This is a genomic window from Microbacterium invictum, from assembly GCF_034421375.1.
Lineage (GTDB): Bacteria > Actinomycetota > Actinomycetes > Actinomycetales > Microbacteriaceae > Microbacterium > Microbacterium invictum_A.
Window position 1 is genome coordinate 341,817 of the sequence record NZ_CP139779.1, and the last position, 12,943, is coordinate 354,759.

General features: G+C 65.7%; 12 protein-coding genes. 8 read left to right on the forward strand and 4 right to left on the reverse strand.

Annotated elements, in window-relative coordinates; all coding sequences use genetic code 11:
* Positions 1-19: 19 nt before the first annotated feature.
* A complete protein-coding gene (locus tag T9R20_RS01705) occupies positions 20-1,072 on the reverse strand; it encodes a substrate-binding domain-containing protein (RefSeq protein WP_322410835.1) in 1,053 nt (350 codons plus the stop codon).
* A gap of 237 nt (positions 1,073-1,309) precedes the next feature.
* Between T9R20_RS01705 and T9R20_RS01710 the strand changes: the two genes are divergently transcribed.
* From T9R20_RS01710 to T9R20_RS01720, 3 genes are all read left to right on the forward strand, one after another.
* Positions 1,310-4,591 carry a DNRLRE domain-containing protein gene (locus T9R20_RS01710; RefSeq protein WP_322410836.1) on the forward strand — a complete coding sequence of 1,094 codons (3,282 nt, stop codon included), beginning with the start codon at positions 1,310-1,312 and terminating at the stop codon, positions 4,589-4,591.
* Positions 4,592-4,622: 31 nt separating this feature from the next.
* Positions 4,623-4,820, forward strand: coding sequence for a twin-arginine translocase TatA/TatE family subunit (tatA, locus tag T9R20_RS01715; RefSeq protein ID WP_322410837.1), 198 nt, complete (start codon positions 4,623-4,625; stop codon positions 4,818-4,820).
* A gap of 98 nt (positions 4,821-4,918) precedes the next feature.
* A complete protein-coding gene (locus T9R20_RS01720; RefSeq protein WP_322410838.1) occupies positions 4,919-5,578 on the forward strand; it encodes a ThuA domain-containing protein in 660 nt (219 codons plus the stop codon).
* 52 nt (positions 5,579-5,630) lie between these two features.
* Here T9R20_RS01720 and T9R20_RS01725 read toward each other — a convergent pair whose 3' ends face one another.
* A complete protein-coding gene (locus T9R20_RS01725; RefSeq protein WP_322410839.1) occupies positions 5,631-6,515 on the reverse strand; it encodes an IclR family transcriptional regulator in 885 nt (294 codons plus the stop codon).
* 59 nt (positions 6,516-6,574) lie between these two features.
* Here T9R20_RS01725 and T9R20_RS01730 point away from each other — a divergent pair, with 59 nt between their 5' ends.
* The 4 genes from T9R20_RS01730 (at position 6,575) to T9R20_RS01745 (ending at position 11,185) form a co-directional block, all read left to right on the forward strand.
* Complete coding sequence (locus T9R20_RS01730) at positions 6,575-7,765, forward strand: Gfo/Idh/MocA family oxidoreductase (RefSeq protein ID WP_322410840.1); 1,191 nt, start codon at positions 6,575-6,577, stop codon at positions 7,763-7,765.
* Positions 7,766-7,770: 5 nt separating this feature from the next.
* Entirely contained in the window at positions 7,771-8,985 is a 1,215-nt protein-coding gene (locus tag T9R20_RS01735) for a dihydrodipicolinate synthase family protein (protein ID WP_322410841.1), read from the forward strand.
* Positions 8,986-9,075: 90 nt separating this feature from the next.
* Entirely contained in the window at positions 9,076-9,963 is an 888-nt protein-coding gene (locus T9R20_RS01740; RefSeq protein ID WP_322410842.1) for a sugar phosphate isomerase/epimerase family protein, read from the forward strand.
* Between the two features lie 82 nt (positions 9,964-10,045).
* Positions 10,046-11,185, forward strand: coding sequence for a glycerate kinase (locus T9R20_RS01745; protein ID WP_322410843.1), 1,140 nt, complete (start codon positions 10,046-10,048; stop codon positions 11,183-11,185).
* A 152-nt stretch (positions 11,186-11,337) separates the two neighbouring features.
* Here T9R20_RS01745 and T9R20_RS01750 read toward each other — a convergent pair whose 3' ends face one another.
* Both T9R20_RS01750 and T9R20_RS01755 read right to left on the reverse strand, forming a co-directional pair.
* On the reverse strand, positions 11,338-12,144 hold the full coding sequence (locus T9R20_RS01750; RefSeq protein ID WP_322410844.1) for a carbohydrate ABC transporter permease: 807 nt from the start codon (positions 12,142-12,144) through the stop codon (positions 11,338-11,340).
* The gene (locus T9R20_RS01755; RefSeq protein WP_322410845.1) at positions 12,144-12,686 is read right to left on the reverse strand and encodes a sugar ABC transporter permease; all 543 of its coding nucleotides are present in this window, start codon (positions 12,684-12,686) and stop codon (positions 12,144-12,146) included. Before T9R20_RS01755 ends, T9R20_RS01750 begins: the two co-directional genes overlap by 1 nt.
* Between T9R20_RS01755 and T9R20_RS01760 the strand changes: the two genes are divergently transcribed.
* A complete protein-coding gene (locus T9R20_RS01760) occupies positions 12,594-12,923 on the forward strand; it encodes a PfkB family carbohydrate kinase (RefSeq protein ID WP_322412224.1) in 330 nt (109 codons plus the stop codon). The genes T9R20_RS01755 and T9R20_RS01760 overlap by 93 nt on opposite strands.
* Positions 12,924-12,943: the final 20 nt, after the last annotated feature.

Genomic DNA, 12,943 nt, shown 5'->3' on the forward strand with positions numbered 1-12,943 from the left:
TAAACCCAGAACGGCCGCCTCAGGCTGGTTCGCCCCGCCCGCAGCACGACTCTCGTTCCTGGAGTCGCGGAAGCAGCGCGACGTGCTGCACCGCGCGCGGCGCGGCGGTGCCCTCCCTCAGTCTTCGGACGAGCAATTCTAGCGCGGCCGAGCCGACCTCGCGTCGCGGCGGTGTCACCGCGCTGAGGGACACTGGCGCCATGGCTGCGAGGACGTCGTCGTACGCAATGACCTTCACATCGTCCGGAATGCGCAGACCACGCTCGAGGACGATATCGACCAGACGCAGCGCCAGGAAGTCATTATGGACGAGGAATGCGGTCACACCTTGCGCGAGCGCGTCATCAAGTGCCGCTGCGAGCGCGACCCGCTCGACCCGCTCCTCGCCGCTTGGGATTGATCGAATCTGAACGGTCTCCAGACCGAGCTCCTCCGACGCCGATGCGATCCCGCGCTCCAGCCATGGTGAGGTCGGCGTCGACGCGAGGAGCAATGCGAGCGACCGGTGCCCATGAGAGGCGAAGTGGTGCGCCGCAAGCTTTGCGCCGTAGGTGTGGTCGGTCCGCACCTGATCGAAGGCCCGCGGAAGGTCCGCCGAGACATACGCCCGTTCGACGACGACCGTCGGGACATCCGCGTCCAGCATCCATTCCGCGGTGACGTCAGGCGCGGCACGCGTGGGCGGCGTGACGAGCAGCGCTTCGGCCCCCATCGCCAAGAGCCTGCGCACCGGGTCGCGACGGGCGCTCTCGACTGACGACACTCCCAGGAGCAGTCGCACGTTGAGACTGTCGGCCACCGATCGTATGCCGTCGATGATCTCAGCGAAGTAGTAGTCGGCAGCGGGAAGGACGACCCCGACGACAGACTTCCTTCGGGCGCCCGCGCCAGCCGTCACGCGGAGCGCTCCACCATGGACGCGCAGCAGATGACCCTCTTCGCTCAGCACGTTGAGATCGCGACGGATCGTGATCGCAGAGACGCCGAGCTCGCGCGCGGCCTCCCCGACGTCGACCCTGCCATGGCGGCGCAGACGCTCGACGAGAAGGTCACGGCGTTCGCTCACCAGCACGGACACACGCTATCCCACTACATCGATGATCGAAGTTGATCGAATCGTGGTCGGTTGGTGGCCCGACGTGAGCGCGGTGTCGAAACTGGGCGAATCGCTCCAGAAGTGATGAACGACTCGCCAGTCGAAGGAGACTCCGTGCACCGACGTACATTCCTTGCCGGCTCGATGGCCATGACCCTGCTCGGCCTGGTGGAGTGGAGCGCGGAGCGCGCTGCGGCAGCGATCCGCGCTGACGTGTCGCCCGACCTCGTCAGCCATCCGCGGCTTCTCATCACCGACCTCGCCGAACTACGTGATCGCGCGAGCGCGAACTCTGTCGCGGCCGCGCTCTACGCCAAGGTGAAGGCCGACGCCGACGCGATCCTGTCGCTTCCTGTCGCTAAATACTCGATCCCGGACGGGCTGCGTCTTCTCGAAACAAGTCGCGAAGTGGTTCGGCGGACATATTCACTCGCGTTCGCCTGGGCGGTCGAACAGGATCCGGTCTATTCGACCCGCCTGTGGAATGAGCTTCAGGCTGTCGCAAGCTTCCCGGACTGGAACCACGCCCGGCACTCCCTCGACGCGGGCGAGATGACCCATGCCGTCGCCATCGGTTACGACTGGCTCTACGAGACCTGGACAGAGTCCCAGCGTGCGACCTTGAGGGCGGCGATCCGGGAGCACGGGCTGAAGCCGGCGCTGACGGCCTATGACACCGTGTCGTCGTTCCCCCTTGATTGGCCTCGACTCAGCAACAACTGGAACATCGTCTGCAACTCCGGAATGACCCTCGGCGCCCTTGCGATCGCGGACCAGGAGCCTGCGTTGAGCGCGGGCATCATCGAGCGGGCAGCGGCATCCATACCGCTCGCCATCGAAGAATACGCGCCGGGCGGCGCGTACCCCGAGGGGATGACGTACTGGAACTACGCGACGAAGTACCTCGTCACGTATATCGCGAGCCTCGTCTCCGCTACGGGTGACGATCGGGGGTTCATCGAGTCGCCGGGTCTCGCCGAGACGGGATACTTCCCGATCTACCTCGGCGGCCCGTCGGGAGAAGCGTTCAACTATTACGACGGCTTCCTCCGGCTGACCAGACCATCCGAGATGCTTTGGCTCGCCACCACCTTCGGGCAGCCGGTGTTCGGGTGGTGGGGTCTGCAGGGCGCGCAGGCCGAGACCGTGAGCTGGAATCAGAGCCCGATGTCCGTCGCCTGGTACGAGCCAGACGCCGTTGCCTCGCCGATTGAGACGAGGCTCCCGCTCGACCGCCACTTCGTGCGCGCGGAGGTGGTGTCGATTCGGAGCGGCTGGGAGGATCCGTCAGCGATGTTCACCGGGTTCAAGGCCGGCGACAACGCCACCAGCCACGGCGACAATGACCTCGGCGACTTCGTTTTCGACTCCATGGGCGTCCGCTGGGCATCCGACCTCGGCGTTGACGATTACAACGTGCCGGGGTACTTCGATCGCGGCCCCGAAGGACAACGCTGGACCTACTACAGGAAGCGCGCTGAAGGCCAGAACACGGTCGTGGTGAATCCGAGCAAGTCGGCCGGTCAGCTCGTGCCGGCCGTCGGAGCGATCATCAAGAAGAAGTTCAGGGCGAAGGCCGCATTCGCGATCGCCGATCTGTCTCAGGCGAACGCCGGCCTTTCGTCCTGGCGGCGCGGGGTGCTCCAGTTCGACGACCGCCAGCAGCTCATCGTTCAAGACGAGTTCGAGCTGATCGAGCCCGGCGAGGCGTGGTGGTTCATGCACACCACCGCGACGATCAACGTCGCCGGAGACGGACGAAGTGCGGTGCTCCAGAAGGACGGACGGCAGGTTCTGGCTCGCATCGCGTCGCCAGACGGGGCGACGTTCCTGAACGCGGAGGCTAAGCCCCTGTGGACGTCGCCCGATCCCGTTGAGCAGCAAGATGTGCTCGGCATGCGCAAACTCGCAATCAGGCTAGAGAACACGTCCGGGGCGCGGCTCACGGTGCAGTTCACCCCGGTGCGTGAAGGCGTGAAGACCCCGAAGCTCAAGCGTGCCCGGGCGATGGATTCGTGGGATGCCGGGCCGGAGTCGACAGCTGAACTGGCCAGCCTCGCCGTCGATGGCGTCGAAGTCCCTGCGTTCTCTCCGGAGAACCGGTTCTATTCCGTCGAGCTCCCCGATAACGTCACGCGCCCGGCGGTTTCCGCGCGGCCTGCGAGCCGCTCGGGTTCTGTCACCGTCGGACGGTTCGGGAGCTTGCCGGGGGTCGTCGAGGTCACAGTCAGACAGGGCAACAGGGAACCTGGACGGTATCGCCTTCACCTCACGCGTCCCGCTGTGATCGACGGTCCTGTCGCCTTCCCATATCCCGTGATCGCGAGCGCCGACGACGGAAACGTGCCAGCCAACACCGTCGATGGCGATCTGGCGACCCGCTGGTCAGCTGAAGGCGATCAATGGATCGCCTACGACCTCGGGTCGGACGGGCCGGTCGCCGAGGTGGCCATCGCGTGGTTCAACGGCGACAAGCGCACCACGAAGTTCGAGATCGACGTCGCAACGTCCGGCGAGCACGAATGGCGGCGCGTGTTCGAAGGAACAAGCTCAGGGACCAGCGCGGATCTCGAAACCTACGCGTTCGCTGAGTTAACGGCACGGTACGTCCGCATCGTCGGCCACGGGAACAGCGTCAATCGCTTCAACAGCATCTCGGAAGTCGTCATCGCAGGGCGCACGGTGACGCTTCCCGAGTCGAACGTGTTCCTGGCCAGCGTCGCGAGTGGTGCGCCCGCCGCTTTGGCGATCGGCGCGTCAGTGCAGCTCGTCGCCACCGGCACTCTCAGTGATGGCAGCGCAGCAGAACTTGACGCGGCATCCGTTGCGTTTGCGACCGACGACCCTGCGATCGCCACCGTCACGCCCGAGGGCGAACTCACGGGGGTCGCGGCCGGCGACGTCTCCGTCTCGGCCATCGTGATCACCCCGAGCGACCACAGGCTCGTTTATGACCGGAGAATTGTCTCCGTCGCCGACGCGAGGACGGTGACGTTCTCCGCGGCCGGCGACGCGTGGGTCAATGACGGGGCGAATGCCAATGTCAACTACGGAACCTCCTCAACGCTTATCGTGAAGGCCGACCCCTCTGTTGGGAAGGGCTACAACAGGCAGTCTTTCGTCCGATTCGAGCCGTCCGATCTCACCGGTGAGATCCAATCGATCGCCCTGGTGTTCAGTGCGCGAACCAACGACTCGACCGGCACCGACATCGACATCGACGTCCGACGTGTCGAGGGCGAGTTCGACGAAGCCCTGGTGACCTGGAACACGAAGCCGGCTATCGGTGACTCGATCGCGACGTTCCCTGTCACATCGACCATCACCCAGGCCGTCGTCGATGTGACGGACGCGCTTCGAGACGCCGTGCGCGCCGGCGAACCAGTTTCGGTGGCTCTTGTTCAGACCCTCGGCCCAGGCCAGGCGGGTCTATCAACCGTGATCTGGAGCCGCGAGTCGGCGACGCCGCCGGTCATGCGCGTCACCCTCGCCTAGCCAGTCGGATCTCTCGAAAGGAGACGGTGGGATGCTCCACAATCTCACGGGGTGGCACATGCTGATCATCCTGGCCGTACTCTTGCTGCTGTTCGGCGCCGCACGGTTGCCCGCGCTCGCGCGCGGCGTCGGTCAGTCGCTTCGGATCTTCAAGTCGGAGGTTCGTATGAAGGACGCCGACCCCAAGCGAGCCGGAGAGCCCGTCGACGAGCGAGGCAGCAGCGGCTGACGTCCAGCACCACAACGACGGCGACCATGTGAAGCGCGCGGTGGCGTAGGCAAGTTGCCCCGCAACAGAACAACACGACCCACAAAGGAGCGGCCGACATGCGCGCGTTGATCATTAGCGGGTCGGGACGGTACGCCGACCCATGGCATCCGTTCCTCGCCACCAGTCAGAAGCTCGCCGAGGTGCTCATCGCGGCCGGGGCGGACTGCACCATCGACGATGATGTCGAGGGGGCGTTGGCGCGGGCGGCGGACTTCGACCTGGTCGTGGTGAACGCCGGAGACCCCTGGCGCGGTGAAAGTGAGCATGCCGGCGCCCGCCCAGAGCAGGTGTCGCTCGAGGGTTTCGCTCGCGCCCTGCACGGCGGAATCGGCGTGCTCGCCATTCATAGCGCGGTGTCGTCGTTGCGCGACTACCCGGAGTGGGCTCTCGCCGTCGGGCGCGTCTGGCTCCCTGGCATCTCTTCGCACCCGCCGGCCGACGTCGCCCGGATCACCGGCGGAGTCTTTCCCGACGGCGAGCCGGTGCAGAGTTTCGAGGTGTTCGACGAACGGTACTGCCGACTGCAGCCCGTCGGCCGAATTCACGCGGTGGCGACCCACCTGGGCCCCTGGGGCCAGGAGCCCACGGCATGGGTCACCGAGCATGGGCGAGCCCGCATCGCTGCAGACCTCCTCGGGCATGATGAGCGGTCCTACGACTCGCCCGACCACCGCCTTCTGGTGACGCAGCTCGCTGCGTGGGCGTCGCGACAGTGATCCCCCGCTTGGTATCTCGAAGGGTTCAGGTCGCTCGCCGAACCCGGAGAACTCAAGGGAGGCTGCGAGAAATGCCCTGCGCGGTCACTTGCATGGCTGGGAGAAGCCTCGACAAGTCCTTGCGCACGTGGGAACTGACGAGTCCGAGCGCGGCGATGGCTGACCCCGCAGAGTTCTGAATCGGAACGGCGATCGAGGCGCTTCCCAGCCCCAGCTCTTCGCGGGTGCGTGCAAATCCCCGAGTCCGCACGGCTTCGAGTTCACGTCTGAGAGCGAGTTCATCGCGCACGGTGAAAGGTGTGTATCGCGCCATCGCGCGTGCAACGTGTGCGACGACATCGTCTGGCGCGTACGCGAGCAGCACCTTTCCTACGCCGGTCGCATGCAATGGCAGTCGATCGCCCACTTGGGCGTGAAGCGGGGGACTGGAGACTCCGGCGATCCGCTCGATGTAGAGCGCACTGGCTTCCTGCCGGACCGCGAGGAACACGACTTCGCGCGTGGTCCCGTACAGATCCTGCAAGAAAGGGGCGGAGATCTTTCGGATGTCCTGCTGCACGTCCGCCAGCAGTCCCAATCGCCAGATACGACGACCCACGGAGTAGCGCCGATCTTCTTCTCGATGCAGAGCACCCCACTCGGCGAGCACCTTCACGAAGCGGTGCGTCGTCGAAAGCGCGAGTCCCGATCGCGCCGCGATCTCGGTGAGCGTCTGTCTGCGATGCCGTGCGTCGAATGTGCCGAGGATGCGAAGCGCGCGAGAGGAGACGGCGTCCGACAAGACTCCTCCTTTGCTCAGTGCGCCGAGCCACGCGTGCGAAAGGTCTGAGATCAGTATTCCATCCAGTGGAAGAACCGGCATGACGACGTCACCGCTATCGGCGAAGCTGACACCCGCGGCGTCGCCCGGCCGGACCGGACGGAAGAGCACCGACATTGCGGACACCCGGGCCGTCCCGTGAGCGGAGACGCCTTGAGAACCAGAAAGCAGAACGCATGACTGACGCAACCCTTCTCCACGTAGCCGCCCGCCCCGCTGTCCGCGAGGTAGGGATCATCATGAACGGCGTCTCGGGCCGCATGGGGTACCGCCAGCATCTTGTGCGCTCGATTCTGGCGATCCGTGATCAGGGTGGCATCGAGTTGCCCGACGGCACCAAAGTCACGGTGAAGCCGTTGCTGGTCGGCCGTAGCGAGGGCAAGCTGGCCGACCTGGCCGCCAAGCACGGCATCGACGACTACACCACCGACCTCGACGCGGCGCTGGCCGACCCGCGTTGGGAGATCTACGCGGACTTCCTCGTCACTAAGGCCCGTGCGGCGTCGCTGCGCAAGGCCATCGCCGCCCGCAAGACGATCTACACCGAGAAGCCGACGGCTGAGACGGTGGCCGAGGCGCTCGAGCTCGCCCGGCTCGCAAAGGCGGCCGGGGTCAAAACCGGTGTCGTGCATGACAAGCTCTACCTGCCGGGCCTGCAGAAGCTGAGGCGGCTCATCGACTCCGGCTTCTTCGGCCGCATCCTGTCGGTGCGCGGCGAGTTCGGCTACTGGGTGTTCGAGGGGGACTGGCAGCCCGCTCAGCGCCCCTCGTGGAACTACCGCGCCGAGGACGGCGGCGGCATCATCGTCGACATGTTCCCGCACTGGAACTACGTTCTCGAGAACCTGTTCGGAGAGGTCCAGTCGGTGTACGCGCAGGCCGCCGTGCACATCGTCGACCGTTGGGACGAGAACGGCGAGCACTACACCGCTACCGCCGAGGACGCCGCGTACGGCATCTTCGAGCTGGAGGGCGGCGTCGTCGCGCAGATCAACTCGTCGTGGACCGTGCGTGTGAACCGTGACGAGCTCGTCGAGTTCCACGTCGACGGCACGCTTGGTTCGGCCGTCGTCGGCCTCTTCGGCGCGAAGATCCAGCACCGCAACGCCACCCCGAAGCCGGTGTGGAACCCCGACCTCGCCGACGACCACGACTACGAGGCTGACTGGGCCGAGGTTCCGGCGAACGAGATCTTCCAGAACGGCTTCCGCCAGCAGTGGGAAGAGTTCCTCGTCTCCTACGTGACGGGCACGGACTACGAGTACGACCTCTTGTCGGGCGCGCGCGGCGTGCTGCTCGCCGAGGCGGGCCTGCAGTCCAGCCGCGAGGGCCGCAAGGTCGAGCTGCCGACGCTCACACTGGAGTGATCCGCATGCTGACGACCACCGCGAGCCTCACCCTGCTCGCCGCCGATGGCACGGTGTCTGCCACCGCGCTCAATGCGGCTCCCTCGTTCGCCAAGCCGGCTGGCCCGCTACAGAGTCGGGTCGCCTACGCCGCGGCCCATGTGGTACCTCGCACCAGCGCGGACAACACGCCCGGGCGTCCCGCCGAGATCGACTGGGATGCGACTCTGGACGCCCGACGTCACGTCTACTCGTGGGGCCTCGGCGTCGCCGACGCCATGGACACAGCCCAGCGCAATATGGGCCTCGACCCCGCCGCGACCCGCGAACTCATCGCCCGCTCCGCGCGCGTCGCGCGCGAAGAGGGCGGTGCGGTGGTCGTCGGCGTCAACACCGACCACGTCGAGGCTGCGATGATCTCGCTTGTCGAGATCATCGACGCTTACAAGGAGCAACTGCACTTCACCGAGGAGCAGGGAGCCGGGCCAGTTCTCATGGCCTCTCGCCACCTCGCGCGAGCGGCAACGAGCCGCGCTGACTATCTCCACGTGTACAGCTCAGTGCTGCAGTCCGCGACGACGCCCGTCGTCTTGCACTGGCTCGGGACCGCGTTCGACCCCGCCCTCGCGGGGTACTTCGGTTCGGGCGACTGGAGCCAGGCGGCCGACGTCCTCGTCCGGATCATCGCAGAAAACCCTGGCAAGGTTGCGGGCGTCAAGATGAGCCTCCTCGATGATGCGGCGGAAGTCTCGGTACGCGAGCGGCTCCCCGACCGCGTGCGCATGTTCACGGGCGATGACTTCAACTACGTCGGGCTCATCGGTGGCGCAGACGTTCCCGAGGCCAGCCAGCCGACGCGGAACCCGACATCAACGAGGCAACACTCAGATGCGCTACTCGGCGCGTTCGCGGCGATCACCCCGGTCGCCTCGGCCGCGATCCAGGCGCTGGATGCCGGCGACTCCGCTCGTTATCTCGCGATCCTCGGCCCGACTGAGGCACTGAGCCGCCACGTGTTCGCCGCGCCTACGTTCTACTACAAGACCGGCGTCGCCTTCCTGTCGTGGCTCAACGGCCACCAGGCGGCGTTCCAGATGGTCGGTGGCTTGCACTCCGCGCGCAGCCTGCCGCACCTGTCACGAATCATCGAACTCGCAAACGCGTCGCAAGCACTTGAGAAGCCAGAACTCGCCGCCGAGCGGTGGCACGGGATGCTTCGACTGAACGGCGTGGACATCTGAATTGCTCCGATGTCACGCACTTCTCCATCGCCTGGGGCGGCCGCCGTTGGCGCGTCCGGCCCGTTCCGAGCACAGCGCAGAGGATCACGAATGAGCCGTCCCGACAGACGACTGTCCATCAATCAGGCCACCATCAAGCACGCCGATCTCGCGACCGCGCTCCGTGTGACTGCCGAGGCGGGAGTGCAGGCCATCGGTTTGTGGCGTGAGTCGGTGCATGCGGTTGGTCTCGCTACTGCGGCAACGATGCTGAGCGACTCTGGACTGCGGCTCACCACGCATTGCCGATCAGGGTTCTTCACGATGCCTGAAGGGCCCGCTCGACGCGAGGCTCTGGCCGATAATCGAGCCGCGATCGAAGAGGCGGCAATCCTCGCTGCCGCGGGCGCAGAGGGATCCACTGCGATCCTCGTGCTCGTAGCCGGCGGGCTGCCCGACGGATCACGCGACATCATGGGCGCGCGCGAGCGGGTACGTGATGCCGTCGGTGAGCTGGCGCCTCATGCCGCCGCGGCCGGGGTCACCCTCGCGATCGAGCCGTTGCATCCGATGTACGCCTCGGACCGGTGCGTCGTCGCGACCCTCGGTCAGGCCCTAGACATCGCCTCCGATTTCGACCCCTCCGTCGTGGGCGTCGCCGTCGATTCCTTCCACGTCTGGTGGGATCCCGACGTGTTGCATCAGATCGAACGCGCGGGGCGAGAGGCTCGGCTCGCCACCTACCAGGTGTGCGACTGGAGGACGCCCCTCCCCGCAGACGTCTTGCTGAGCCGACATTATCCAGGCGACGGCGTGATCGACCTCGCGAGGCTGACCTCTGCTGTCGAGGCAACGGGATACGACCGCGACATTGAGGTCGAAATCTTCAATGAGGCGGTCTGGGCGACCGATCCGATTGAGACGATTGAGCGGAGTGCTGCCGGATTTGCGTCGTCCGTGTCCCCGCACCTGCGCACGCTCGGCGGTGTCCTCCCTTGACAGCAGCCACTCGTTCACGTGATGAAGCGCGCTCATCCACGTTGATGATGTCACTCAGCCAGGGAGCGCCTTGAGTCGAGTCGTGTTCGTGCCCGACAGCTACAAGGGCAGTCTCCCCGCCGCCGATGCGGCGCGTGCGCTCGCCCACGGTTGGGGAATCGTCGATGCGAATTTGCGTCCGGTGCTCATGCCGATGGCCGACGGGGGAGAGGGGACGATCGCCGCGATCGAAGCTGCTGTTTCAGGCGCACTTCGCGTGCCCGTCCAAGTGACCCACCCCACGAATCAGGGCGCATCGAGCGTCGGGACATCCTGGTTGCTGCTTCCCGCTGACCCGGATGCGGAGCGGGGCACCGCTGTCGTAGAACTCGCCTCGACCGCGGGCCTGGAACTCCTCGGCGACAAGCTCGACCCGTGGAACGCCAGTACCTATGGCTTCGGACAGGCGATCGCGGCAGCGCTCGACTTCGGTATTTCGAAGCTCGTACTGGCGATCGGTTCAAGTGCTTCGACCGACGGTGGAGTCGGAATGCTTGCCGCGCTCGGTGCGACGGTGGGGGGAGTCGACCCACACCGGGTTCGCGGCGCGGCCTCGCTCGGCGCGATAACTTCGATCGACATATCCACCATGCGTCCTCTGCCCTCTGGTGGTGCAACGGTGATCACCGATGTCACCTCGCCTCTGATCGGCGCGGCCGGAGCTGCAAGTCTGTTCGGCCGCCAGAAGGGGTTCGAGCCTGCCGAGCTCTTAGCTGTGGACGAATTGCTTGCAACGCTGCCACGGATGCTCGCAGTCGATCCCGCCTCACCGGGTGCGGGAGCGGCGGGCGGGACGGGATACGCGGCGCTCGCGTGGGGTGCCAATCTCACCCGGGGGGCAGACACCGTTGCAGAGATCATCGGATTGCGGTCAGCGATCGCTCAGGCTGACTTCGTCGTCACCGGCGAAGGAAGTTACGACAACCAGTCGACTCTGGGAAAGGTGCCTGGTTTCGTTCTCGAGCTGGCGCGCGATCTTCACCGTCCAGCGGCGATCGTTGCCGGACGGCTCGCGCACGACGCTCTCGGCGACGGGTTCTCCGCGGCGGTCTCGCTGACAGAGCTTGCCGGCAACACCGACCTCGCGGTTGACCAACCCGAGAGATGGCTGCGCCAAGCCGGAGCATCGTTGGCGTCGTGGGCATCGGTCAACGGTGGAGAACACGCTTCGCGACAACGATGACATCAGGCTGTCCAGAGGCGGGTGCGATTGCAGATTCATGAGCTGACGACGCAGGAAGCAACTGGGACCGACTTGATGTCCGAGAATCCGCACTACCGGATCGCCAGCGCCGTTCCGTGACCTGCTGAGGACCTACTTCACGCTGCCCTGCGTCAGTCCTTCCGTGAAGCGGCGCTGGAAGATGAGGAACAGAACGCAGATGGGAAGGATCGCCAGAACCGCCACCGCGCTGGTGAGCGACCAATCTTGCCCGAAGCTCTCGGAGAATCGGTAAAGCTGGTGGTCACCGGCAGCTTGCCTTGGTCCTGCAGCATCACGAAGGCGATCTGGAACTCGCCCCAGACGGCGACGGCGACGACGAGCCCTACGGTGAGGAAGCCGGTCCAGGAGATGGGAAGGATGATGCGCACCAGTACCTGGAGCTTGGTGGCGCCGTCTACATAAGCCGCCTCTTCGATCTCGCGAGGGATGCGGACGAGGTAGCTGCGCAGCAGGAAGATGGCGAGGGGTGAGTTGATGGCGGTGTAGATGATGATCAGGCCCACGAAGTTGTTGAGCAGCCCGAGTGTTCGCCAGGTGAAGAAGAGCGGCACCAGGTAGAGCCAGATGGGGAACGCGGTGACGGCGAGCATATAGAACAGCACGGCCCCGCTGCCGCGCGGCTCGAGGCGGGCGAGATTGTACGCTGCAAGCCCGGCGAGGACGAGCACGCACGCCACCGTTGAGAAGACCAGCAGGAGGCTGTTGGCGGCGTGGAGTGCGAAGTCGCTGTCTTGCCAGGCGGTCACGAAGTTGCCGAACTGCGGGTTCTGCGGAAGCCCGATGGGATTGAGCGCGAGTTCGGTGCGGCTCTTGAGGGAGTTCGTGACGAGCACGAACAGCGGGAAGGCGGCGAAGACCGCGAGGATGATCAGGGGGATGTGGCGGCCCACGCGGGCTGCCGTCGTCGTCGGCGCCATCAGATCTCCCACCCGCGCTTGCGCATCAGGATGAACAGGCCGAGGAGGAAGCTGGCGAAGATCGCCATGCTGACGCCCTGGGCCGCGGCATAGCCGGCGTCAAACTCGGTGAAGGCCGTCTTATAGACCAGTGTGCCGAGAACCTCGGATGACCCGGCGGGTCCGCCCTGGGTGAGAACCCAGACGTAGTCGAAGACGAGGAAGGACCAGATGCCGGTCATCAGGAACATGAAGATGAGGGTCGGCCGGATGGCGGGAATCGTGACGTGCATCAGCTGGTGCCACAGATTGGCGCCGTCGAGCCGCGCTGCTTCGTAGAGCTCGGTGGGCACGCCCTGCATCGCGACGAGCAGGAGCGTGGCGAGGAAGCCCCAGTAGTGCCAGTTGTCGATGAAGGCGATCGTCCAGAGCGCCGTCGACTCCTGCCCGAGAAGGGCCTTGTCGAACCCCTGGATGCCGAACGAGGAGAGGAAGGACGGCAGTCCTTTGTCGGGGTTGAGGATGAACTTCCAGATGCTCGCCACGACGACGCTGGGGAGCACGTAGGGGATGAAGTAGACCAGCCGGTAGAACGGGTTGTCGACACGACGGGGGCGGGGGACGCGTTCCTTGCGGGGTATCTCGCGGCCTACGCGCGCGGACTGACCGACGGCAGCGCCGGCCTGCGAACCGGAGCGCAGTGGGCTGCGGTAATGGTAGGCACCGAAGCGTCCATCCCTCCCGCCTGGGGGTCTGTACCCGAACTGTCGCGAACTCTCCTCGCGGAACCGGTGCACTGAGCGACCAGACACTGCTCGAG